Origin of the sequence: Streptomyces sp. NPDC006393 (assembly GCF_040628575.1) — a bacterium.
Taxonomy (GTDB): domain Bacteria; phylum Actinomycetota; class Actinomycetes; order Streptomycetales; family Streptomycetaceae; genus Streptomyces.
Map to the genome: position 1 here is coordinate 1 of NZ_JBEXZD010000031.1, position 22,043 is coordinate 22,043.

Here is a 22,043-nt window from a genome sequence, read left to right on the forward strand (position 1 = left end):
CACCTCGTCCCAGCGGCGCTCACCGCGCACGACCGTCAGCCCGCCACGCGCACCGGAGGGGCACTGAGGAGCCCGGGGCACTCGGGACAGCCGGTCGCGGGAGCGCCGAAGACGGCCCAATCGGGGCGAAAGCCGCGGTGAACCTGAGTCCTGCTCCGATTCACCACCCCTGGGTCATCACATGGCGCGATTCGCATTCCTATGATGGGCCCACGACACCGCGGGCCGCTGCGACCAGGCAGTCCGAAGCGGTGCAGATGCGGCGCGATGGTGGAGGGGTCGATGACTCAGGGGGCCGGTCAGGGACCCGAAGTGGAGCGGACGGCGACGCTGCGCGACTTCCGGGTACCCGCGTATGTGAACGAGACCGGCCCGTACGCCCACAACACCCACCCCGCCGAGACCCTCCGGCCGGCCGAGGACGGCTACCCGGACGCGTACACGCCCACCCAGCGCGACCTTCCCGTCATCAATCGCGGCGACACACTCCGGGTGACCGTCGACCCGGCCCCCGCACCGGCCGCCCAGCCCACCACCGGGCCCGGCCCGCTGTACGTCGTCGGTGACGTGCACGGCTATCTCGACCAGTTGGTCGCCGCCCTGCGGGAACAGGGCCTCGTCGACTCCGCCGGCCAGTGGTGCGCGGGCACCGCGCGGCTGTGGTTCCTCGGCGACTTCACCGACCGCGGCCCGGACGGCATCGGCGTCATCGACCTCGTGATGCGGCTGTCCGCCGAGGCCGCCGCGGCCGGCGGCTACTGCAAGGCCCTCATGGGCAACCACGAACTGCTGCTGCTGGGCGCCAAACGGTTCGGCGACACACCCGTCAACTCCGGGGCCGGCACCGCCACCTTCCAGGCCGCCTGGCTGCTCAACGGCGGCCAGAAGTCCGACATGGACCGCCTCCAGGACCACCACCTTCAGTGGATGGCCCGCCTCGACGCGATCGAGGAGGTCGACGGCTATCTGCTCGTGCACTCCGACACCACCGCCTACCTCGACTACGGCGACTCGATCGAAGAGGTCAACGACACCGTCCGCGAGACGCTCACGCGCAACGACGCGGACGAATGCTGGGACCTGTTCCGCAAATTCACCAAACGCTTCTCCTTCCGCGACGAGGGCGGCGCCGACGCCGTGCGCTCCCTCCTCGATACGTACGGCGGCACCCGCATCGTTCACGGCCACAGCCCCATTCCCTACCTGCTGGGCCACGTCGGCTCCGAGGACGGCGACGACACCGCGGACCCCGTGGTGGAGGGACCGCACGTCTACGCCGACGGACTGGCCATCGCGATGGACGGCGGCGTGACCATGGCCGGAAAGCTGCTGGTCCGGCAACTTCCGCTGGACTCCTGACCGTTCACCGCGCGGGCGTCCCCACGCCGCCCCCGGGCACGGCCGGGCACCCAATGGCACCCAATTTGTGAAAACCCCCTGTCACCGCGCGCCGTCACGGCTCTACCATCGGCTTATCCGTAGCAGGCTCCCCTCCGTTTCTGCCCGACGGCTCGCCGCCATGCGAGCCCCAAGCCCTACGGAGCATCGGGGGATGCACATGAACAGCGTTCCGCAGCACCTGTTGAGCGAGGACCGCCAGGAATACGAGCGGATCCTCGATGAGGCGCTGCGCTCCGCCCCACACCGCCCGGAACTGGCCGCGCTCGGCCAGCGACTCAACGCCGAACAACTGCGCACCATGGCGCTCAACGCCACCGCTCTGATCACCGCGGCGGCCGCCGCCGAGTACCACCACTACGTGAAGATCCGCGAGGAACTGCGCAGGCCCGCACCATCCACCCCGTCGTCCGCCGGCGAGACCGGCTCCTCCGAGCCCGGCGGGGCCGCGACCGGGCTCGCCGCCACCATGGGCGAGGTCGCCGAGACCACCGGCGCGGGCGCGGGCGCCGTCGTCGCGGTCCTCGCCCCCGTGCTCGCCGGAGTCGCGGCGGCCCTCTTCCTGCTCGTCGGCTACATCCTGGAGATGCTGGACCCGGCCCCCGCCTTCGCCCGGACCATGGTCACGGCGGGCTGGGTGTTCGGCGCCGTGACCGCGGCCTCGATCGTCGTCGCGGGCATCGGGCTGCTGCTCACCGCCCTGCGCAACCGCCCGTCGCCCGAGACGGGACCGTACGGCGAACTGGGCGCGGAACTGACCCAGGCCAGGCAGGCCTGGCACGACGCCCTGCTGGAACGCGGCATCCTGCCGTTCCTGCGCGACGCGCTCGCCGCCTCCGGCTCGACCGCACACCGTACGGACCCCTCGGCACCGAGCGGCCGCATCCCGCAACTCGGCTACGGCCGGCCCGGTTTCAGCAGCCCCGACGACGGCGTCCCGAGCTCCCGTCCGAGCTTCTCCAGCCCGGACTTCACCAGCCCGGACTTCGGAGGGCCCGAACACCAGCCGGAGTGACCAGCGCACCGGGGCCGCACCGGCCGACTCCCTCGGGGGCAGGCGGCTACGGCACCGGCTGGTCCGGGAGGCACAAGCGGTGCCCCCGGACCAGTACGACCACGGTGACGCTCCGCCGCGCTCAGTCGGCGATCGGCAGGTACACCCGGTTCCCCGCCTCCGCGAACTCCTTCGACTTCCGAGCCATGCCCTCCTCGATCTCGTCGCGGCTGGTGCCGTGTTCACGCCGGATGTCCTGCGAGATCTTCATCGAACAGAACTTCGGGCCGCACATCGAGCAGAAGTGGGCCGTCTTCGCGGGTTCCGCCGGGAGGGTCTCGTCGTGGAACTCCCGTGCCGTGTCCGGGTCGAGGGCGAGGTTGAACTGGTCCTCCCACCGGAACTCGAAGCGGGCGTCGGACAGGGCGTCGTCCCACTGCTGCGCACCGGGGTGTCCCTTGGCGAGGTCGGCTGCGTGAGCGGCGATCTTGTAGGTGATGACACCGGTCTTGACGTCGTCCCGGTTGGGCAGGCCCAAGTGCTCCTTGGGCGTGACGTAGCAGAGCATGGCCGTGCCCCACCAGGCGATCATCGCGGCACCGATGCCGGAGGTGATGTGGTCGTACGCCGGAGCGACGTCCGTCGTCAGCGGGCCGAGCGTATAGAACGGAGCTTCATCGCAGATCTCCTGCTGAAGGTCGATGTTCTCCTTGATCTTGTGCATCGGGACGTGTCCCGGGCCCTCGATCATGGTCTGTACGTGGAAACGCCCGGCGATGCGGTTGAGTTCCCCGAGCGTGCGCAACTCCGCGAACTGGGCCTCGTCGTTGGCGTCCGCGATGGAGCCCGGCCTGAGACCGTCACCGAGGGAGTACGTGACGTCGTAGGCGGCGAGGATCTCGCAGAGCTCCTCGAAGTTCTCGTAGAGGAACGACTCCTTGTGGTGCGCGAGACACCAGGCCGCCATGATCGAGCCGCCGCGCGAGACGATGCCGGTCTTGCGGTTCGCGGTCAGCGGCACATACGCCAGGCGCACGCCGGCGTGGACCGTCATGTAGTCCACGCCCTGTTCGGCCTGCTCGACGACCGTGTCCTTGTAGATCTCCCAGGTCAGCTCCTCGGCCTTGCCGTCGACCTTCTCCAGGGCCTGGTAGAGCGGCACGGTGCCGATGGGAACAGGGGAGTTGCGCAGCACCCACTCACGGGTGGTGTGGATGTTGCGGCCGGTGGAGAGGTCCATGACCGTGTCGGCGCCCCAGCGGGTCGCCCAGGTCATCTTCTCGACCTCCTCCTCGATCGAGGAGGTGACCGCGGAGTTGCCGATGTTCGCGTTGACCTTCACCAGGAACCGCTTGCCGATGATCATCGGCTCGATCTCCGGGTGGTTGACGTTGGCCGGCAGTACCGCGCGACCCGCCGCGATCTCCTCGCGGACGACCTCGGGAGAAACGTTCTCCCGGAGTGCCACGAACTCCATCTCCGGCGTGATCTCCCCGCGGCGCGCGTACGCGAGTTGCGTCACCGCCTGGCCGCCACGCCCGCGGCGCGGCTGGCGCGGCCGGCCCGGGAACACCGCGTCGAGGTTGCGCAGGCCCCCACGCGGCGAGGTGTGCTTGATCCCGTCGTCCTCGGGACGTACGGGACGGCCCGCGTACTCCTCGGTGTCGCCGCGGGTGATGATCCAGTTCTCCCGCAGCGGTGACAGGCCCCTGCGGACATCGGTGTCGACGAGCGGATCGGTGTACGGGCCCGAGGTGTCGTACAGCGTGACCGACTGCCCGTTGGTGAGGTGCACCTGACGGACCGGCACCCGCAGGTCGGGGCGTGAACCCTCGACATACCCCTTGTGCCAGCCGATGGACTTCCCGGCCTCCTGGGACTTCTCGTCCTGAGCGGAGGCAGGCGTGCGTACGTCCTTGTTGGTCATGAGACCTACTCCCTACGCCGGCATTACCCGGTAACAGGTTCGGCGGTCGACGCAGCGGTTCTCGTCTGCCGGCGTTTCATGTGAAACATCACTCGTTCCACGTGAAACATCGCAAAGACGAAGGTCAGCGCCCTCTCAGCCCGGTGCTCCGAGCTCCCGCGTGTGCAAAGGTGTCTCCACGCTAGCGTCATTTGTGGCGCGGTGAACAGTGGGCCCCTGCCGTTCTTGCGATGATCTGGCGGTGACCACGACACAGCAGTCCCCCCACGGGCCGCCTCCCGGGAGTGGCGGGCACGCGCACGCGCACGGCCACAGCCATGGACCGGCCGCCCCCGTCTCCCAGCACCTCCGCAAGGTCATCGCGGCCATCCTGATCCCGTTCGCCGCCGCGGTCGTGGTCGGGCTCGTGGTGCTCTGGCCCGGCGGCGCACCGTCGCACCAGCGCACCGGTGTGGGCTTCGACCGGCAGACGCAGCAGGCCACGGTCACCAAGGTGGTGGCGGTGAGCTGCAAGTCGGTGAACGCCTCCGGGGACACGCCGACCGGCGACACCTCGACGGCCGAGGGCTCCTCCGCGCAAGCCCAGGCGACCGGCACCTGCAAGAAGGCCACGGTCCGTGTCGACACCGGCAACGACAAGGGGCGTACCTTCACCGAGATCGTGCAGCCGGACCAGTCACGGCAGTTGCACCAGGGCGAGGAGGTCGTGGTCGCCTACGAACCCTCCGCACCGAAGGAACTGCAGTACTCGGTCACCGACGTCAACCGGCGCTTCCCGATGGCGCTGCTGGCCGGTGTCTTCGCGCTCGCCGTCGTGGTCGTGGGGCGGATGCGGGGCGTCATGGCGCTGATCGCGCTGGCGGTCAGCTTCCTGGTGCTGAACCTGTTCGTCCTGCCCGCGATTCTCCAGGGTTCGAACCCGCTGCTCGTGGCCGTGGTGGGGTCGAGCGCCATCATGCTGATCGCCCTGTACATGTGTCATGGCCTGTCCGCCCGCACATCGGTGGCGGTGCTCGGTACGCTGATCTCGCTGGTGCTGATCGGCGTCCTGGGCTCACTGTTCATCGGCTGGGCCGCGCTCACCGGCAACACCGACGACAACACCGGTCTGATCCATGGCCTGTACCCGTCGATCGACATGAGCGGTCTGCTGCTCGCCGGGGTCATCATCGGCTCGCTCGGCGTCCTCGACGACGTGACCGTGACGCAGACGTCGGCGGTCTGGGAGCTGCACGAGGCCAATCCGGCGATGGGCTGGCGCGGTTTGTACCGCGCGGGCATCCGCATCGGCCGCGACCACATCGCGTCCGTCGTCAACACCCTTGTCCTGGCCTACGCGGGCGCGGCGCTTCCGCTGCTGCTGCTCTTCTCCATCGCGCAGAGCAGCGTGGGGACCGTCGCCAACAGTGAGCTGGTCGCGGAGGAGATCGTCCGCACGCTGGTGGGCTCGATCGGCCTGGTCGCCTCCGTGCCGGTCACCACCGCCCTCGCGGCACTCGTGGTCTCGGCCGACCGTACGGGGAGCGGGCCGATGCCCGGGCGCGCGATGCCCGGCGTGCCGGCTCCCGCGCGCGGCGGCAGGGGAAGACGCCGCAAGCGGTGACCCCGGGGGACGGGATCTCCTGTCGCTTCATGTGACCGGGGTACGCGGTGAAGCGTTACGCCACCGCACACGCCCCGTTGCCGAAACGCTTCAGCCCGCGCTCTGTTCCTCGGCCAGGATGCGCCCCAGGGCCTCGTCGAGGTGCGCGTCGAAGTCGGCCAGAGCACCCTCTTGGCCCAGCGGCACCAACTTGTCCGTGCGGTCCAGGAACGCCACGAGAGGTGCCGTGGAGGAACGGAACAGCGCCCGGTCGCCGCCGACCTGAAGGCGGATCAGAACCTCGCTCAGCGAGTCCGCGTCCGCGGGCGAGATCCGGACATCGCCGTCCCCGCACGGTGTGCCCACCCCGTCGATCAGCAGCTCCCGTCCGAAGGCCCAGGTCACGGGGGCATCTCCGGGCAAGTGGAACGTCAGCCGTACGGCGTAGGGATCACAGGTCTCGTACCGCAGCTCCACCGGGATGCGGAAGGAGAGCTCCTCGGACACGAGAAAGCTCATCATGACCTCTGCCTGTACGGACTCGCGCATCGCTACCCCGTCATCTGCCGTCGACTGGCCGGGAATCATCCCCGTGACACTGTGGCATCTTGCTGAACGTACACAGCAGATCACAAGGAGTAAGTTTTCAGATACTGATAGCGAGCGCGAGGGCGCCGGCACACCGTTCCACCTCGTGCTGCAGTTGCAGCGCCGCGGTCATCAGCCGGTCGTCCTGGTGGGCGGGAAGCGACAGGGCGAACGTCACCGCCGTCGCGCCCACCGTGATGGGAACGGCCGCGCAGACCGTCCCCAGGGCGTACTCCTGCCGCTCCGTCACCGGCTGCATCCGGCGCATCCGTTCCAGACGCCGCAGAAAGCTGTGATCGTCACGGACCGTGTACGGAGTGATGGACCGCACGGGATAGCGGTCGAGGTGGTCGCGGCGGGCGCCGTCGTCCAGCTGGGACAGCAGGCACTGGCCGATGGCGTGCGCATGCCCGGTCTCCCGGAAGTCGGCCCACTCCTCGACCGCCGGACCGGCCGGGGTGTCGGAGACGCACATGACGTCGATCTCGCCGTCCCGGTACATCGCGTAGTACACGGGCGCACCGATCAGATCACGCCATTGTGCGAGCGTCTCGACGATCGTGGTGCGACGTTTCTGCGCGGCTCCGCTGCTGCTCAGCCGCTCGGCCGCCTCACCCAGGAAGAACAGCCCCCGGTCGCGGTGCAGATAGCCCTCATGGACCAGGGTGCGCAACAGGTGATATGCGGTGGGAAGGGCGAGGCCGGTCTCACGGGCCAGTTGTTTGGCCGGAGCTCCGTACTCGTGGCGCGCGACGGTTTCCAGCAGGCGCATCGCGCGCTGCACCGATCCGATGAGGGTCTGCTGCGGCTGAGCGTCCTGCTGCTCCAGCGTCGTCCCGGCATAGGACTGCCCCACCGGCGGCGCGGAGCGCGGCTGTGCGGGAAGCCCCGGGGAACGGGACGGCGTCCGGGGGCCAGGAGGCGCGTGCGGTCCTGCGGGTGCGGTGTCAACCGTGGCCAAGGGTCACTCCCGTAGCACGAGGGGGCAGCCCGTGCGGGGAGACACGGGTGGGAAACGCTGCCCGCGGGGGTCCTGCCCCCACGTCGATGCCCGGACCCTATCCGCCCGCCACCGCTTGCGGGCGGCCTGTCCGGGAAACTTCCCCCCCGCGAGGGAACCGGCGATTCCTGTTACCGATCACCGGTGTCCCCGCGTGCTCACCAGTCGCCGCGGGAGGAGGACCCCGCCATGAACTTCCGCACGATGTAGATCAGGCCGCCGACCAGGGCGACGAAGACCAGCAGCTTGAACAGCAGGCCGATCACGAAGCCCACCACGCTCGCTATCAGGCCGCCGAAGACGACCAGGGCGATGACCGGCACCGCGATCCACTTCACCCACCACGGCAGACCCGCGAAGATCTCTCGCATTGCCCTCGTCCTTACCTCTCCGCCGGCCCAGCGCCGGTGTCCGTCGGTGCCCCGCACCCCACGGTGCCGGGCACTGTCGATGTCCTGCACTCGATGCTATGACCGCCGGCGGCTCCGGCGGGGGCTTCGCACCCTTGTCATCCCCTGACCGTCCCCCTAGGGAACCCTGAGACGGCGCCTCAGGCTTCCGGCGGAGAGAAGACCACCAGGACCCGCAGATCCTCGCTGATGTGATGGAACTTGTGGGCTGCCCCGGCCGGTACGTACACCACGCTGCCCCGGGCCACCTCGGTCGTCTCCAGGCCGACCGTGATCGAGGCGCGGCCGCTGACGACCAAGTACACCTCGTCCTGGTGGTGCGGCTTCTGCGGGTCGTGCTCGCCCGCGTTCAGCGCGTACAGACCGACCGACATGTTCCGTTCCCGCAGGAACTGGAGATAGGCGCCCTCGTTGGCGGCACGCTCCGCCTCCAGTTCGTCCAGCCGGAATGCCTTCATCGTCCTCGCCCGTATCCGTGGTCGATCTCTTCTGCCACGATCAGACACATGAAGAATTTCGTAGTCAAGACGATCGCCAACGCGGGCGCACTGGCGGTCGCCGTCTGGCTGCTCGACAAGATCACGCTCACCGGCGACAGCACCGCGAAGAAGGCCGGCACGCTGATCGTCGTCGCCCTGGTCTTCGGCCTGGTCAACTTCCTGGTCAAGCCGATCGTGAAGGTGCTGACCTTTCCGCTGTTCATCCTGACGCTCGGCCTGATCACCCTGATCGTCAACGCGCTGATGCTGCTGCTGACGTCATGGGTGTGCGGCAAGCTCGAGCTCAGCTTCCATGTCGAGGGCTTCTGGACGGCCGTGGTCGGCGGCCTGATCGTCTCGGTCGTCTCCTGGGCACTGCACATGGTTCTGCCGGACGAGGACTGAGCGAGGAGGCCGGCCGCCCCCTCGGGGCGCGTCACGGGGGCGTGGGCGCTGTCCGAGGATGTCCTGAGATGGTGGAGGCAGCGAACCCGGGGCTGCCGGCCGCGGTGAGAGAGCATGTGAAGGGACGGGCGGTATGAGCGATTCCGCTGCGGACGGCGCCTACGGCACGGAAGGAACCGCGTTCGGCGCGGAAGGAACACGGAAGGAGACCCGTCTTCCCGCCGGCGCCGGTGACGGCACACGCGCGGTGCGGGCCGGACTTCCCGAGCCGGTCAAGCACGAACCCACGCTGCCCGGGCCGGTGTTCGCCGCCCACTTCCATCTGCCGGGCGACCCGACGGGCCCGTACACCTACGGCCGTGACGAGAACCCGACCTGGACGCTGCTGGAGCGGGCCATCGGCGAGCTCGAGGACCCCGGGCACGACGGCGTGGAGACGCTGGTGTTCGCCTCCGGCATGGCGGCCATCTCCTCGGTGCTCTTCTCCCAGCTGCGCGCGGGCGACGCGGTGGTGCTGCCCAGCGACGGCTATCAGGCCCTGCCCCTGGTGCGCGACCAGCTCCAGTCGTACGGCGTCGAGGTACGGACCGCCCCGACCGGCCAGGACGCCCAGCTGGAGGTGCTGGACGGCGCCCGGCTGCTGTGGATCGAGTCCCCTTCGAACCCCGGTCTCGACGTGTGCGACATCCGCCGGCTGGTCGAGACGGCCCATGCGCGCGGGGCACGGGTCGCCGTCGACAACACTCTGGCGACGCCCCTGGGACAGCGGCCACTGGAGCTCGGCGCCGACTTCTCCGTGGCCAGCGGCACCAAGCAGCTCACCGGGCACGGCGACGTTCTGCTGGGCTACGTGGCAGGCCGCGACGCCGGGGCCATGGCAGCCGTACGCCGCTGGCGCAAGATCGTCGGGGCGATTCCGGGGCCGATGGAGGCATGGCTCGCACATCGCTCGATCGCCACCCTCCAGCTGCGCGTCGACCGGCAGAACGCCACCGCCCTGGCCCTCGCCGAGGCACTGCGCGGGCGTCCCGAGGTGACCGGACTGCGCTATCCGGGGCTGCCCGACGACCCCTCGCACAAGATCGCCTCACAGCAGATGCGGCGCTATGGCTGCGTGGTGTCCTTCACGCTGCCCTCGCGCGCCCGGGCCGACCGCTTCCTCGAGTCCCTGCGGGTGGTGGACGACGCGACGAGTTTCGGCGGGGTGCGTTCCACGGCGGAGCGGCGCGGACGCTGGGGCGGGGACGCGGTGCCGGAGGGCTTCATCCGGATGTCCGTCGGCGCCGAGGACCCCGCGGACCTGGTGGCGGATGTCCTGCGGGCTCTGGACGAAACGGCGCACTGACCGCCTCACCCTCGGCCTCGCCGTGGCAGGCGGTCCGAGCCTCCCCCCTCGTGGCTCGGACCGCCCTCGGTTCTGCGCGCGAAGAACCGCGCGAACAAGGCTAGTTGACTCTGCGTCAGTGTCCAATCACAGTAGCGACAGAGACCTATCGACATATTTATAGTTGTGCGCGACCGGGGGGCCGGGCGGGGTGGGCGCCGCAAGGGGAGGGTGAGGCGTGGACCTGGCGTTGCTGCGTACGTTCGTGACCGTGCACCGGGCGGGTTCCTTCACCCGGGCAGCGGCGCTGCTCGGCCTCTCCCAGCCGGCCGTCACCTCCCAGATCCGCACGCTGGAGCGACAGCTGGGCCGACCACTGTTCCTGCGCCAGGCCCGCGGTGTGACCCCGACGTCCATCGGCGATGAGCTCGCCCACAAGGCCGCTCCCCATCTGGACGCCCTGGTGGAGATAACCGAGTCGGGCATCGACGACGAGTCCTCCTTGCGCACGCTGCATCTGGCCGGGCCGCCCGAGTTCACCGCGGAACGGGCGCTGCCCGCGCTGACCGAGCTGACCGGCGAGGACGGACAGGGCTTCGCCCTCCGGGCCTCTTTCGGGACCGCCGAGGAGGTCCTGGAAGGGCTGTCCGCCGGGCACCACGATCTCGCCATCAGCACCGCCCGGCCGCGCGGCGCCCTGCTCACGGCGGCTCCGCTGTGCGACGAGGAGCACGTCCTGGTCGCCGCCCCGCGCTGGGCCGACGAGATCGGCCCCATGACGCCGCACGGCCAGGAGGTGCCCGCTCTGGAGAACGTCCCTCTGGTCGAGGTCCACGAGTCGCTGCCCTTCGTCTCCCGTTACTGGGCGTCGGTCTTCGACTCCCGGCCGACCGTGTCCGGCACCGTGATCGCCCCCGATCTGCGCGCGGTCCTGGCCTGTGCCGTGGCGGGCACCGGACTGGCGGTGTTACCCCGCTATCTGTGCGCCTCCGCTCTGGAACGGGGAGACGTGGTGGCCCTTCATGAACCGGCGGTGCCGCCCCTGCGCACCTATTTCCTGGTGGTCCGCACCGGCACGCTGGCGATGCCGCACATCGCCCGTGCCCACGAGTGGCTGTTGCAGGCGGCCTCCGAGTGGTGCTGAGGCCCTCCGCACGCATGTCACACAGCGGACTCGGTAGATGACGTTTCGCGATGTTTCACGTGGAACCAACCGGGCCACATTTCTCCCATGACCGTCCGACCCGTGGTCAAGCGCACCGCTCGAGCCGTTCTCCTCGACGGCGACGACCTGATCCTGATCAAGCGCACCAAACCCGGTGTCGATCCCTACTGGGTCACCCCTGGAGGCGGGGTCGAGCCCGGGGACACCACCGTCGTCGATGCCCTTCACCGCGAGGTGTACGAGGAGCTCGGCGCAAAGATCACCGACGTCGTGCCCTGCTTCGTGGACACCGTGGAACACATCGGCGCGGACGGTGGCGCGACCGGTGTCAAAGTGCAGCACTTCTTCGTCTGCCGTCTGGAGTCGATGGACCCGTCTCTGCGACACGGTCCCGAGGTGGATGAGCCCGCCGGCGAGTACGAGATCGTGCGGGTGCCGTTCACCCGGGTGGGGATCGCCTCCGTCCATCTCGTCCCGCTGTCCCTGCGGCACTACCTGGACGGCAACATCGAGGGCGTCCGGGCCATGCACGCACCGGACCTGGGCTGACAGGGCGCCGTACGTTTCACGTGAAACAGCCGGCGCCCGGCCGCACGCCGCACGAACTCCCACGGGTGGCCAAAAGCACGTACGTCCGTCTCGAAAAGAGTGGACGGGGACGACACCCGTCGGACAGCCTGACCTGCGTGTCGACTCCTTCCCCTGCCACCCTGCCCATCCGCCGTCTGACGCTCCGCGATCTCATCGCCTGCGCCGACCTGTCCGAGAACCGGGGGTGGCCGCGCGAGGAGCACAAGTGGGGTTTCCTCCTCAGCTCCGGGAAGGGGTACGGCATCGACGACCCCGACGGAGGGCTCGTCGCCGCCTGCGTCGTCACGGAGTACGGACCACAGGAGCGACCGGATCTGGGCGCCATCGGCATGGTCCTGGTCGCCGAGCGGCATGCCCGCCAGGGCATCGGGCGCCGGTTGATGCGTCACGTCGTCTCGACGATGGGCACGACCCCGCTGACCCTGCACGCCACGCCGAACGGCCGCCCGCTGTACGAAGAACTCGGTTTCAAGGTCACTGGCCGGGCCGAAATGGTGCGGGGCCGCTTCACACCGGACGGTTCGCCGTCCCCCGTCACCACCCGAGCGGCCACCGCCGAGGACCTCACCGGCATCCTCACCCTGGACGAGGAGGTGTTCGGTGCCGACCGCACCCCGCTGATCATCAGGCTGCCCGCGTTCGCCGACCAGCTGCGGGTCGCCGAGGACGGCGACGGGATCACCGGGTACGCGGCCGCCTGGCCGAACATGGACACCCACGTGGTGGGCCCGCTGATCGCCCGGGACACGGAGACGGCCAAGGCGCTGATCGCCTCCCTCGCCGCCCACACCGACCGTCCGCTGCGCACCGACATCGATGTGCGTCACGAGGAACTGCTGACCTGGGTGAAGCGGCGTGGTCTGGCATCGATCGCCTTCAACTCCGTCATGACGTACGGCATCGCGGAGCTCCCCGGCGACTGGACTCGCCGGTTCGCTCCGCTGACCGTGGCGGCGGGATGAGCGTCAGGCCAGCGCCTTCACCGCGGTGACGGCGAAGGCGTGGTCCTGCTCCGGCGCCCCGCCGCCGACGCCGATCGCTCCGATCAGGCGCCCGTCCCGCCGCACGGGCACGCCGCCCGCGATGAACAGCAGCGGCCGGTCGAGCGCGGTGGGCAGGGTGTGAAACAGACCGCCCGGCTGCACGGCGTCGACGAGGTCGGCCGTCGGGGCGTCCAGCTGGAGGGCCGTGTAGGCCTTGCGTGTGCTGGTCTCTCCGGAGATGAGGACGGCCCGGTCGTCGCGCCGGAAGGCGAGCAGGTGGCCTCCCGCGTCCAGCACGGTGACGCTGACGGTGACACCGGCCGCCTCGGCCGCGCTGTGGGCGGCGGCGACGAGGGTCTCCGCGTCCTGGGTGGTCAGCGGGGTGACGGTGGTGGTGCTCATGGGAGGTTCTCCTTGTCGGTGATGCTCATGGAGGGTTGGTGGGGCGAGCCGGACGGTGCGGGGACGGCCTTGGCTCCGCGACGCCCGGCCCCGGATCAGTGACGGACGGCGGTCGGCTGATCGACGGGAGCGGAACCGAGGACAACGGCACTCGGTGTGCTGTCCCGGCGTTCCAGGGCCGCCGAGAGGACGGCGAGAACCAGGGCGCCCGCCGCGAGGGCCGCGCCGACCCAGTTGGGGGCGGTGTAGCCGAAGCCGGCCGCGATCACCAGTCCGCCGAGCCACGCGGACAGCGCGTTGCCCAGGTTGAAGGCGCCGATGTTGACCGCTGAGGCCAGCGTCGGGGCACCGTGTGCCTGGTCCAGGACACGCTTCTGCAGCGGCGGTACCGTCGCGAAGCCCAGGGCACCGATCAGGACGATGGTCACGGCAGCCGCGACCTTGTGGTGGGCGGTGAGCGTGAACAGGGCCAGAACCACGGCCAAGGCGCCGAGGGAGACGTACAGAAGGGGCATCAGGGCCCGGTCGGCGAACCTGCCGCCGACGAGGTTCCCGCCGACCATGCCGAGACCGAAGAGGACCAGCAGCCAGGTGACGGAGCCGTCGGAGAAGCCGGCGACATGGGTCATCATCGGCGCGATGTAGGTGATGGCCGCGAAGACACCGCCGAAGCCGAGAACGGTCATCGCCATGGCCAGCAGCACCTGCGCGTTCTTGAAGGCGGCCAGTTCGTGGCGCAGCCGTACTGCCTCGCTCCTTGGCATCTCGGGGACGAGCCTGGCGATGCCGGCCAGGCCGACGACACCGAGTCCGGCGACGATGCCGAAGGTGATGCGCCATCCGGCGGCCTGTCCGATCAGGGTGCCGAGCGGGACACCCACGACATTGGCGACGGTCAGACCGGTGAACATCATCGCGATGGCACCGGCCCGCCTGTCCGGTGCGACCAGGTCCGCCGCGACGACGGAACCGATACCGAAGAAGGCGCCGTGTGCCAGTGAGGCGATCACCCGGCCGATCAGCATGACCGAGAACGTGGGGGCCAGCGCGGAGAGCAGATTCCCGGCGATGAACAGGCCCATCAGGAGCATCAGCATCCGCTTGCGGGGGATCTTGGTCCCGAGCACGGTCATCAGCGGAGCGCCGAACATGACGCCCAGCGCGTAGCCGGTCACGAGCAGACCGGCGGTCGGGATCGAGACGCCGTAGTCCCCCGCGATCTCGGGCAGCAGGCCCATGATCACAAACTCGGTCGTTCCGATCCCGAAGGCCCCGATCGCGAGAGCCAGAAGCGCGAGAGGCATGAGGGGACACCTTCCCAGACGATTGCAGGTGCGCTTTACGCGTCTCGACAATAATTGCAGACGCGGGCTACTGGCAAATGAGGGCTATTGCGAAGTTGCTCTATCCTGGAGTCAACCGCCCGGGATGGAGGAGACGCCCATGACAGCGACGGACCCCGCGCTCACCGCTCTCGCCCAGGGCTGGTGCGCACTCTCGCTGCTCCACGGGAGGATCGAGGCGCACATCGAGCGCGCTCTGCAGTCGGGGCATGGCCTGAGCGTGCGCGAGTACTCCCTGCTCGATGTGCTCAGCCGACAGCACGACGGCGAGGGCGGCCATCTCCAGATGAAGCAGGTGGCCGACGCGGTCGTCCTCAGCCAGAGCGCCACCACCCGGCTCGTCACCCGACTCGAGGATCGTGGACTGCTCGAGCGGTACCTGTGCCCCACCGACCGCCGCGGCATCTATACCAATGTCACCGAGGCCGGGCTCAAGCTCCTGGAGGAGGCCCGGCCGACCAACGACGCCGCCCTGCGCGAGTCGCTCGACGAGGCCGCGCGGAACCCGGAGCTGGCACCGCTGGTCCGGGTCGTCGAGTCCCTGAAGGCGCCGGCCGCCGCATAAGGTGCGGTCATGGGAGATCTTGAGATACGGGAGGCCGTCACCGGCGACGTCCCCGCCATCGTCGCCATGCTCGCTGACGACCCACTGGGCGCCCAGCGGGAGTCCCCCGGCGACCTCGCCCCGTACCTGGCCGCACTGGAACGGCTCAGCGCAGACCCGAACCAGCACCTGGTCGTCGCCGCCCGCGAGGGCCGCGTCGTCGGCACGCTCCAGCTGACGGTCATCCCCGGCCTCTCGCGACGGGGGGCCACCCGGTCGATCATCGAGGCCGTGCGCATCCATGCCGACGAGCGGGGAAGCGGACTGGGCACCCAGCTGATCGAGTGGGCGATCGCGGAATCCCGGCGTCAGGGCTGCCAGTTGGTGCAGCTGACATCCGACAGGACACGTACCGACGCGCACCGCTTCTACGAGCGGCTCGGCTTCGAGGCGTCACATATCGGCTTCAAGCTTCCGCTGTAGCGACAACTTCCGCCGCAAAGGCACTGAAGGGGCCTGTTTCACGTGAAACAGGCCCCTTCAGCGTGAAACGGGCTACCCGATACCCCGCCACCCCTCTGGGTCGACGCCACCGGGAACCGACGCGTTCTCGTCGTACGGCTGCCGCGTGAACACGAAGGATCCGAGGTCCAGATGGTCCACGGAGCCATCCGTCCGCCTTACGGGCCGCAGCAGCTCTCCGGCGTAGTACCCCTCCAACCCGGTCCAGGTGCCGTCACCGTTCGCCCGGAATCGCGAACGCCGGCCGGTGCCGGACAGCGGCTCCAGAGAGAGGAGTCCGTCCGCCGTCAGCCGCAGACCGAAGCCGTACGTCCCCCAGTACCACTGCCCCGCCAGCTCCAGCAGCGACGGCTCCACCTCCCGCAGCGGTCGCCAGGGCTCCGGAATCCGCGGTTCGGCATCGGCGACGATACGGACCAGGTCGGCGCCCACGGTGGCCAGCGGCACGCCTGAGGTGCAGTTGGCCAGCACGACGGCGGCCACGTCGTCCTCCACGGCGATGGTGAGAAAGGCGAGAAAGCCCGGCAGCGACCCCGAGTGCCCCACCAGCAGCCGCTCGCCCGACCGCCGCAGCTCCAGCCCCAGACCGTAGGCGTACCCCGTCACCACGTCCATGTCCTCGGACGGGGCCGACGGCTGCCGCATCTCGCGCAGCGACGCGGCGCTCAGCACCCGGTCGTCCCCCTGGGCGAGGAAGACGGCGAACCGGGCCAGATCGCCCGTAGTCGACCACAGTTGTCCAGCCGGGGCCATCCGGCCGAGGTCTTCGGCGGGCTCGGGCAGCATCACGTCGGCCCACGGGTGCACCGCCCAGCCACCCGCATGGGGTGCCTGGGATCGAGTGCTTGTCCGATGCAGCCCCAGGGGTTCGAGCACTTCCCGCCGAAGGACGTCCTCCCATGCGGCACCCCGCAGCTTCTCGACGAGCGCGCCCAGCACGGTGTAGCCGGGATTGGAATAGTGGAACCGACGTCCGACCGGATGCCGCAGCGGCTTCTCGCCGAGCACGTCGGCGAGTTCGGGGCGAAGTGTTCCAGGGGTCCTCTCCCACCAGGGTGCGGGTGACTCGGCGGCCAGGCCGCCGGTGTGCGCCAGCAGATCCCCGATCGTCGCCTCCCCCGCACCGGTTCCCGGCAGATGCTTCTCCAGCGGGTCCACGAGATCGAGCAGGCCCTCGTCACGCAGGCGCAGCACGAGCACAGCGGTGAAGGTCTTGGTGATCGAGCCGATGCGGTACTGCGTGTTCTCGTCCGGCGCATGGCCGTCCACCGACGTCCGTGCCCCGTGCCAGACCGTCCGCCCGCCACGGGTGACCGCGGCGACGAGCGACGGTGCCCGCCCCTCGGCCTGGGCGACCGCGATCCGGTGCAGCAGGGCCCGGCGGGTGCTCGGAAGCAACTCATCCTGAGGTGTCGTCATGCCCTCAGTCCATCCGGTACACCCGCGCGCGTCGAGCGGATTTCACCCGGGGACCGGCCTGGGCACGGTGGCCACCGGCCCACAGGCACCGGTCAGGTCTGCGCCATGTCCACGAACCGCGAGTAGTGGCCCTGGAAGGCGACCGTGATCGTCGCCGTCGGGCCATTGCGGTGCTTGGCCACGATCAGGTCGGCCTCGCCGGCACGCGGCGACTCCTTCTCGTAGGCGTCCTCACGGTGGAGCAGGATGACCATGTCGGCGTCCTGCTCGATGGAGCCGGACTCGCGCAGGTCGGAGACCATCGGCTTCTTGTCGGTGCGCTGCTCGGGACCACGGTTGAGCTGGGAGAGCGCGATGACCGGGATCTCCAGCTCCTTGGCCAGCAGCTTCAGGTTCCGGGACATGTCCGAGACCTCCTGCTGGCGGCTCTCGGCGCGCTTGGAGCCACCGGACTGCATCAGCTGGAGGTAGTCGATGACGACCAGCTTGAGGTCGTTGCGCTGTTTCAGGCGCCGGCACTTGGCGCGGATCTCCATCATCGACAGGTTCGGGGAGTCGTCGATGTAGAGCGGGGCCGCCGAGACGTCCGGCATGCGACGGGCCAGCCGCGTCCAGTCCTCGTCGGTCATCGTGCCCGAGCGCATGTGGTGCAGGGCGACCCGGGCCTCCGCGGACAGCAGCCGCATCGCGATCTCGTTGCGGCCCATCTCCAGGGAGAAGATGACGCTCGGCAGGTTGTGCTTGATCGACGCGGCCCGCGCGAAATCCAGGGCGAGCGTCGACTTACCCATCGCGGGCCGTGCGGCGATGACGATCATCTGCCCCGGGTGCAGGCCGTTCGTCAGCGAGTCGAAGTCGGTGAACCCGGTGGGCACACCCGTCATCTCCCCACTGCGTGAGCCGATCGCCTCGATCTCGTCGAGCGCGCCCTCCATGATGTCGCCCAGCGGCAGGTAGTCCTCACTGGTGCGCTGCTCGGTGACCGCGTAGATCTCGGCCTGGGCGCGGTTGACGATCTCGTCGACGTCGTCGTCGGCCGCGTATCCCATCTGTGTGATCCGCGTACCCGCTTCGACCAGGCGGCGCAGGACCGCGCGCTCGTGGACGATCTCCGCGTAGTACGCGGCGTTCGCCGCCGTGGGCACGGTCTGCACGAGGGAGTGCAGATACGAGGCGCCGCCCACCTTGTTGATCTCGCCGCGCTTGGTGAGCTCGGCGGCGATGGTGATGGGGTCGGCCGGCTCGCCCTTGGCGTAGACGTCGAGGATGGCCTGGTAGATCGTCTCGTGCGCGGGCTTGTAGAAGTCGTGGCCCTTGAGGATCTCGACGACGTCGGCGATGGCGTCCTTGGACAGGAGCATCCCGCCGAGGACGGACTGCTCCGCGTCGAGATCCTGCGGGGGGACGCGCTCGAACGACGAGCCGCCGTCCCACTTCCCGTCGTCCGGGCCGCGGTCGTGCTGTTCGTCGCGACCCCGGACCTGGTCGGGCCGACGCCGGGAGGCAGGCAGACGATCACTGGGTCCACTGTCGGCCCACGGGTCGTCCAAGGGCTCGGAAATGCTCACCGAGCGACCTCCTCCCGTCCGCCGAGCGGACCTCGCCGTGCCCCTCATTTCTACGGCACGGCACTGACAATTCGAGAAGCCCGACTCCGCTTCTGGCCCGTCTTTTTATGACGGTTTGGAAGCCTGCGGACGGAGCGCGCGCCGGACTACGGTAGGCCCCCGGGCACCGTCAGCCAATCTGGTTATCCACAGGCCATGTGGACGAGCGACCGGATGCTGTGGAGAACTCCCCCAAACCTGTGCACGACCCGGTGGACAGTGCTGTGAACAAGACCTCGCCGGATTCTCCATGGCCGCTCTGACCTGCATGATTGCCGTCCACTGGCTGTGCAGAAGAAAAACTTCTCCCCTTGGACCAAGATCGGTTCGAACGGTGCGTACAAGTGCGCAGGACGGGACGCCGAGTAAGGGGTCCAATGCCTTTGCGTCGCTTACCTGTGGACGATTAGATTGGTGCCCATGACACAGGCCCCCGCACGCCCCAGGGCTGGCCGGCGTCAGCACGACCGAGAGATCGTCGCGCTGGCCGTGCCGGCCTTCGGCGCCCTCGTCGCCGAACCGCTCTTCGTCATGGCCGACAGCGCGATCGTCGGCCACCTCGGAACGGCGCAGCTCGCCGGACTCGGTGTCGCCTCGGCCCTGCTGACGACCGCCGTCAGCATCTTCGTCTTCCTCGCCTACGCCACCACGGCCGCCGTCGCCCGACGTGTCGGCGCGGGCGACCTCCCAGCCGCCATCCGCCAGGGCATGGACGGCATCTGGCTGGCCCTGCTGCTCGGCGCCACCGTCATCGTGGTCGTTCTGCCCACTGCCCCCGCCCTCGTCGATCTCTTCGGCTCCTCGCACAGGGCAGCTCCGTACGCGACGACGTATCTGCGCATTTCCTCCCTGGGCATCCCGGCCATGCTCGTGGTGCTCGCCGCCACCGGTGTACTGCGCGGACTCCAGGACACCCGGACGCCTCTGTACGTCGCCGTCGCCGGCTTCATCGCCAACGCCGCCCTCAACGCAGGACTCGTCTACGGCGCCGGACTCGGCATTGCGGGTTCCGCCTGGGGCACCGTCATCGCCCAGTGCGGCATGGCCGCCGTCTATCTCATCGTGGTCGTCCGCGGAGCCCGCAGACACTCTGCCTCTCTGCGCCCGGACGCCGCCGGGATCAGGGCGTCCGCACAGGCCGGAGCCCCCCTGCTCGTTCGCACCCTCTCGCTACGGGCCATCCTGATGATCGCCACGGCGGTCGCGGCCCGCCTCGGCGACGCGGACATCGCCGCCCACCAGATCATCCTGTCCCTGTGGAGCCTGCTCGCCTTCGCGCTCGACGCGATCGCGATCGCCGGGCAGGCGATCATCGGACGCTACCTCGGTGCCGACGATCCCCAGGGCGCGCGCGAGGCCTGCCGCCGCATGGTCCAGTGGGGCATGGCGGTCGGGGTCGTCCTCGGGCTCCTCGTGCTGGCGAGCCGCCCGCTCTTCCTGCCTCTGTTCACCAGCGACACCGTGGTCAAGGACGCAGCGCTGCCCGCGCTGCTCATGGTGGCGCTCTCCCAGCCGATCTGCGGCGTGGTTTTTGTGCTCGACGGTGTGCTGATGGGTGCTGGAGACGGACCTTATCTCGCGGGCGCCATGTTGGTGACCCTCGTCGTCTTCACTCCGGTGGCGCTGCTCGTGCCCATCCTCGGAGGCGGGCTCACCGCGCTCTGGGCTGCGATGACGCTGATGATGACCGTACGCTTGCTGACCCTGTGGCTGCGCTCGCGCTCGGGCCGCTGGGTCGTCACCGGTGCTACGCGCTGACCGTTTCACGTGAAACACCGTGCCTGTCATGTTTCACGTGAAACACCCGGCGCCGCATCACGCGTGTCGGCCATGGAAGGGCGCCGGCCACAGCCATGGAAAAGACACGACCGTGGAAAGGGGCCGCACCCTCGACGGGTACGGCCCCTTTACCGACTGCTCAAGCTGCGCGCAGCACTCAGGCGGCGACGACCTCGATGCTGACCTTGGCGGCAACCTCGGGGTGCAGACGCACGGACGTCTCGTGGGCGCCCAGGGTCTTGATCGGCGCACCCAGCTCGATGCGACGCTTGTCGACCTCGGGACCACCGGCGGCCTTGATCGCCGAAGCGACGTCGGCCGGGGTGACGGAGCCGAAGAGACGGCCGGCGTCGCCGGAGCGAACGGCCAGGCGGACCTTCACGCCCTCGAGCTGGGCCTTGACCTGGTTGGCCTGCTCGATGGTCTGGATCTCGTGGATCTTGCGAGCACGACGGATCTGCTCGACGTCCTTCTCGCCACCCTTGGTCCAGCGGATCGCGAACTTCCGCGGGATCAGGTAGTTGCGAGCGTAGCCGTCCTTGACGTCGACGACGTCGCCCGCGGCACCGAGGCCGGAGACCTCGTGGGTGAGGATGATCTTCATGAGTAGGTCACCCTTCCCTTAGCGCGCGGTGGACGTGTAGGGCAGCAGCGCCATCTCACGGCTGTTCTTCACGGCCGTGGCGACGTCACGCTGGTGCTGCGTGCAGTTGCCGGTCACGCGGCGGGCACGGATCTTGCCGCGGTCGGAAATGAACTTCCGCAGCATGTTCGTGTCCTTGTAGTCCACGTACGTGACCTTGTCCTTGCAGAAAGCGCAGACCTTCTTCTTAGGCTTGCGCACAGGCGGCTTCGCCATGGTGTTTCTCCTGTGTGATCAAGAAGTGTGGGTACGGCCCACCCTGACCCGGGCCCGGCCCCGGAAGACCGGCCGCAAGGCCTAGAAGGGGGGCTCGTCCGAGTAGCCGCCACCGCCGCCGGAGCCGCCACCCCAGCCGCCACCCTGGTTGCCACCGGCGGGAGCGCCGGTCGCCCACGGGTCATCGGCGGGGGCACCGCCCTGCTGGCCGCCACCGCCGGGGCCGCCGCCCCAGCCGCCGCCGCCCTGGCCGCCACCGCCGCCGTAACCGCCCTGACCCTGCCCACCGCGGCCGGCGGTCTTGGTGACCTTGGCCGTGGCGTTGCGCAGGCTGGCGCCGACTTCCTCGACGTCCAGCTCGTAGACCGTGCGCTTGACGCCCTCACGGTCCTCGTAGGACCGCTGCTTCAGCCGGCCCTGCACGATGACGCGCATGCCTCGCTGGAGCGACTCGGCGACGTTCTCCGCCGCCTGGCGCCAGACCGAGCACGTGAGGAAGAGGCTCTCGCCGTCCTTCCACTCGTTCGTCTGACGGTCGAAGGTGCGGGGGGTGGACGCGACACGGAACTTCGCGACCGCCGCACCGGAGGGGGTGAAGCGCAGCTCGGGGTCGTCGACAAGATTGCCGACGACCGTGATGACGGTCTCGCCTGCCATGGGGAACCTCTCGGCGGGTGTGCTGCTGGCTGCTGGTGCTGCTACTCGAATCCCGAGACCGGCTG

General features: G+C 69.3%; 23 protein-coding genes and 1 riboswitch. Of the genes, 11 read left to right on the forward strand and 12 right to left on the reverse strand.

Going from position 1 to position 22,043, the window contains the following annotated elements; translation table 11 throughout:
* Positions 1–267 precede the first annotated feature (267 nt).
* Positions 268–1,359 carry a metallophosphoesterase gene (locus tag ABZ484_RS15475; RefSeq protein ID WP_358866396.1) on the forward strand — a complete coding sequence of 364 codons (1,092 nt, stop codon included), beginning with the start codon at positions 268–270 and terminating at the stop codon, positions 1,357–1,359.
* 193 nt (positions 1,360–1,552) lie between these two features.
* On the forward strand, positions 1,553–2,413 hold the full coding sequence (locus ABZ484_RS15480; protein WP_358866397.1) for a hypothetical protein: 861 nt from the start codon (positions 1,553–1,555) through the stop codon (positions 2,411–2,413).
* A 121-nt stretch (positions 2,414–2,534) separates the two neighbouring features.
* Here the strand turns inward: ABZ484_RS15480 and thiC are convergent, their stop codons facing one another.
* Positions 2,535–4,319, reverse strand: coding sequence for a phosphomethylpyrimidine synthase ThiC (thiC, locus tag ABZ484_RS15485; RefSeq protein WP_358866398.1), 1,785 nt, complete (start codon positions 4,317–4,319; stop codon positions 2,535–2,537).
* Positions 4,312–4,489, reverse strand: a riboswitch (TPP riboswitch). (Overlaps the previous gene by 8 nt.)
* A 71-nt stretch (positions 4,490–4,560) precedes the next feature.
* On the opposite strand from thiC, the gene ABZ484_RS15490 reads away from it, so the two are divergent.
* Positions 4,561–5,922 (forward strand): YibE/F family protein, encoded by a 1,362-nt coding sequence (locus ABZ484_RS15490; RefSeq protein ID WP_358866399.1) that lies wholly within the window; start codon positions 4,561–4,563, stop codon positions 5,920–5,922.
* Between the two features lie 90 nt (positions 5,923–6,012).
* Here the strand turns inward: ABZ484_RS15490 and ABZ484_RS15495 are convergent, their stop codons facing one another.
* From ABZ484_RS15495 to ABZ484_RS15510, 4 genes are all read right to left on the reverse strand, one after another.
* Positions 6,013–6,450 (reverse strand): SsgA family sporulation/cell division regulator, encoded by a 438-nt coding sequence (locus tag ABZ484_RS15495; protein WP_358866400.1) that lies wholly within the window; start codon positions 6,448–6,450, stop codon positions 6,013–6,015.
* A gap of 97 nt (positions 6,451–6,547) precedes the next feature.
* Positions 6,548–7,345: an IclR family transcriptional regulator C-terminal domain-containing protein gene (locus ABZ484_RS15500; protein ID WP_358866401.1), complete on the reverse strand. Its 798-nt coding sequence runs from the start codon at positions 7,343–7,345 to the stop codon at positions 6,548–6,550.
* Between the two features lie 302 nt (positions 7,346–7,647).
* Positions 7,648–7,860, reverse strand: coding sequence for a DUF5326 family protein (locus ABZ484_RS15505; RefSeq protein WP_086729530.1), 213 nt, complete (start codon positions 7,858–7,860; stop codon positions 7,648–7,650).
* Positions 7,861–8,039: 179 nt separating this feature from the next.
* The gene (locus tag ABZ484_RS15510) at positions 8,040–8,357 is read right to left on the reverse strand and encodes a cupin domain-containing protein (protein WP_358866402.1); all 318 of its coding nucleotides are present in this window, start codon (positions 8,355–8,357) and stop codon (positions 8,040–8,042) included.
* Between the two features lie 48 nt (positions 8,358–8,405).
* Here ABZ484_RS15510 and ABZ484_RS15515 point away from each other — a divergent pair, with 48 nt between their 5' ends.
* From ABZ484_RS15515 to ABZ484_RS15535, 5 genes are all read left to right on the forward strand, one after another.
* Positions 8,406–8,783, forward strand: coding sequence for a phage holin family protein (locus tag ABZ484_RS15515; protein WP_358866403.1), 378 nt, complete (start codon positions 8,406–8,408; stop codon positions 8,781–8,783).
* 133 nt (positions 8,784–8,916) lie between these two features.
* Positions 8,917–10,128, forward strand: coding sequence for a cystathionine gamma-lyase (locus tag ABZ484_RS15520; protein ID WP_358866404.1), 1,212 nt, complete (start codon positions 8,917–8,919; stop codon positions 10,126–10,128).
* A gap of 217 nt (positions 10,129–10,345) precedes the next feature.
* Positions 10,346–11,251 carry a LysR family transcriptional regulator gene (locus tag ABZ484_RS15525; RefSeq protein ID WP_358866405.1) on the forward strand — a complete coding sequence of 302 codons (906 nt, stop codon included), beginning with the start codon at positions 10,346–10,348 and terminating at the stop codon, positions 11,249–11,251.
* An 87-nt stretch (positions 11,252–11,338) separates the two neighbouring features.
* Positions 11,339–11,821, forward strand: coding sequence for an NUDIX hydrolase (locus tag ABZ484_RS15530; RefSeq protein ID WP_306184521.1), 483 nt, complete (start codon positions 11,339–11,341; stop codon positions 11,819–11,821).
* Between the two features lie 137 nt (positions 11,822–11,958).
* Positions 11,959–12,825, forward strand: a complete 867-nt coding sequence (locus tag ABZ484_RS15535; RefSeq protein WP_358866406.1) for a GNAT family N-acetyltransferase — start codon at positions 11,959–11,961, stop codon at positions 12,823–12,825.
* Between the two features lie 3 nt (positions 12,826–12,828).
* On the opposite strand, the gene ABZ484_RS15540 is transcribed toward ABZ484_RS15535, so the two are convergent.
* A complete protein-coding gene (locus ABZ484_RS15540; protein ID WP_358866407.1) occupies positions 12,829–13,248 on the reverse strand; it encodes a heme-binding protein in 420 nt (139 codons plus the stop codon).
* Between the two features lie 95 nt (positions 13,249–13,343).
* The gene (locus ABZ484_RS15545) at positions 13,344–14,552 is read right to left on the reverse strand and encodes an MFS transporter (RefSeq protein ID WP_358866408.1); all 1,209 of its coding nucleotides are present in this window, start codon (positions 14,550–14,552) and stop codon (positions 13,344–13,346) included.
* A 139-nt stretch (positions 14,553–14,691) separates the two neighbouring features.
* Here ABZ484_RS15545 and ABZ484_RS15550 point away from each other — a divergent pair, with 139 nt between their 5' ends.
* Positions 14,692–15,156, forward strand: a complete 465-nt coding sequence (locus tag ABZ484_RS15550) for a MarR family transcriptional regulator (protein ID WP_358866409.1) — start codon at positions 14,692–14,694, stop codon at positions 15,154–15,156.
* Between the two features lie 9 nt (positions 15,157–15,165).
* The gene (locus ABZ484_RS15555; RefSeq protein ID WP_358866410.1) at positions 15,166–15,618 is read left to right on the forward strand and encodes a GNAT family N-acetyltransferase; all 453 of its coding nucleotides are present in this window, start codon (positions 15,166–15,168) and stop codon (positions 15,616–15,618) included.
* A 72-nt stretch (positions 15,619–15,690) separates the two neighbouring features.
* Here ABZ484_RS15555 and ABZ484_RS15560 read toward each other — a convergent pair whose 3' ends face one another.
* Positions 15,691–17,076 carry a serine hydrolase domain-containing protein gene (locus tag ABZ484_RS15560; protein ID WP_358866411.1) on the reverse strand — a complete coding sequence of 462 codons (1,386 nt, stop codon included), beginning with the start codon at positions 17,074–17,076 and terminating at the stop codon, positions 15,691–15,693.
* 92 nt (positions 17,077–17,168) lie between these two features.
* Positions 17,169–18,644 (reverse strand): replicative DNA helicase, encoded by a 1,476-nt coding sequence (dnaB, locus tag ABZ484_RS15565; RefSeq protein ID WP_358866412.1) that lies wholly within the window; start codon positions 18,642–18,644, stop codon positions 17,169–17,171.
* A 459-nt stretch (positions 18,645–19,103) separates the two neighbouring features.
* On the opposite strand from dnaB, the gene ABZ484_RS15570 reads away from it, so the two are divergent.
* On the forward strand, positions 19,104–20,441 hold the full coding sequence (locus ABZ484_RS15570) for an MATE family efflux transporter (RefSeq protein WP_358866413.1): 1,338 nt from the start codon (positions 19,104–19,106) through the stop codon (positions 20,439–20,441).
* A gap of 178 nt (positions 20,442–20,619) precedes the next feature.
* Here ABZ484_RS15570 and rplI read toward each other — a convergent pair whose 3' ends face one another.
* The 3 genes from rplI to ABZ484_RS15585 form a co-directional block, all read right to left on the reverse strand.
* Positions 20,620–21,066: a 50S ribosomal protein L9 gene (gene rplI / locus ABZ484_RS15575; RefSeq protein WP_030168569.1), complete on the reverse strand. Its 447-nt coding sequence runs from the start codon at positions 21,064–21,066 to the stop codon at positions 20,620–20,622.
* Between the two features lie 18 nt (positions 21,067–21,084).
* A complete protein-coding gene (gene rpsR, locus ABZ484_RS15580; protein ID WP_003949403.1) occupies positions 21,085–21,321 on the reverse strand; it encodes a 30S ribosomal protein S18 in 237 nt (78 codons plus the stop codon).
* 81 nt (positions 21,322–21,402) lie between these two features.
* Positions 21,403–21,978 carry a single-stranded DNA-binding protein gene (locus ABZ484_RS15585; protein ID WP_358866414.1) on the reverse strand — a complete coding sequence of 192 codons (576 nt, stop codon included), beginning with the start codon at positions 21,976–21,978 and terminating at the stop codon, positions 21,403–21,405.
* Between the last annotated feature and the right edge of the window lie 65 nt (positions 21,979–22,043).

Bases quoted from the DNA above. Each gene is read 5' to 3' on its own strand.
- ABZ484_RS15520 (WP_358866404.1), top strand. From the start codon at position 8,917: ATGAGCGATTCCGCTGCGGACGGCGCCTACGGCACGGAAGGAACCGCG.
- ABZ484_RS15540 (WP_358866407.1), bottom strand. From the start codon at position 13,248: ATGAGCACCACCACCGTCACCCCGCTGACCACCCAGGACGCGGAGACC.
- ABZ484_RS15545 (WP_358866408.1), bottom strand. From the start codon at position 14,552: ATGCCTCTCGCGCTTCTGGCTCTCGCGATCGGGGCCTTCGGGATCGGA.
- ABZ484_RS15585 (WP_358866414.1), bottom strand. From the start codon at position 21,978: ATGGCAGGCGAGACCGTCATCACGGTCGTCGGCAATCTTGTCGACGAC.
- rplI (WP_030168569.1), bottom strand. From the start codon at position 21,066: ATGAAGATCATCCTCACCCACGAGGTCTCCGGCCTCGGTGCCGCGGGC.
- thiC (WP_358866398.1), bottom strand. From the start codon at position 4,319: ATGACCAACAAGGACGTACGCACGCCTGCCTCCGCTCAGGACGAGAAG.
- ABZ484_RS15555 (WP_358866410.1), top strand. From the start codon at position 15,166: ATGGGAGATCTTGAGATACGGGAGGCCGTCACCGGCGACGTCCCCGCC.
- ABZ484_RS15515 (WP_358866403.1), top strand. From the start codon at position 8,406: ATGAAGAATTTCGTAGTCAAGACGATCGCCAACGCGGGCGCACTGGCG.
- ABZ484_RS15550 (WP_358866409.1), top strand. From the start codon at position 14,692: ATGACAGCGACGGACCCCGCGCTCACCGCTCTCGCCCAGGGCTGGTGC.
- ABZ484_RS15505 (WP_086729530.1), bottom strand. From the start codon at position 7,860: ATGCGAGAGATCTTCGCGGGTCTGCCGTGGTGGGTGAAGTGGATCGCG.
- ABZ484_RS15480 (WP_358866397.1), top strand. From the start codon at position 1,553: ATGCACATGAACAGCGTTCCGCAGCACCTGTTGAGCGAGGACCGCCAG.
- ABZ484_RS15560 (WP_358866411.1), bottom strand. From the start codon at position 17,076: ATGACGACACCTCAGGATGAGTTGCTTCCGAGCACCCGCCGGGCCCTG.
- ABZ484_RS15530 (WP_306184521.1), top strand. From the start codon at position 11,339: ATGACCGTCCGACCCGTGGTCAAGCGCACCGCTCGAGCCGTTCTCCTC.
- ABZ484_RS15495 (WP_358866400.1), bottom strand. From the start codon at position 6,450: ATGCGCGAGTCCGTACAGGCAGAGGTCATGATGAGCTTTCTCGTGTCC.
- ABZ484_RS15510 (WP_358866402.1), bottom strand. From the start codon at position 8,357: ATGAAGGCATTCCGGCTGGACGAACTGGAGGCGGAGCGTGCCGCCAAC.
- rpsR (WP_003949403.1), bottom strand. From the start codon at position 21,321: ATGGCGAAGCCGCCTGTGCGCAAGCCTAAGAAGAAGGTCTGCGCTTTC.
- ABZ484_RS15475 (WP_358866396.1), top strand. From the start codon at position 268: ATGGTGGAGGGGTCGATGACTCAGGGGGCCGGTCAGGGACCCGAAGTG.
- ABZ484_RS15570 (WP_358866413.1), top strand. From the start codon at position 19,104: ATGACACAGGCCCCCGCACGCCCCAGGGCTGGCCGGCGTCAGCACGAC.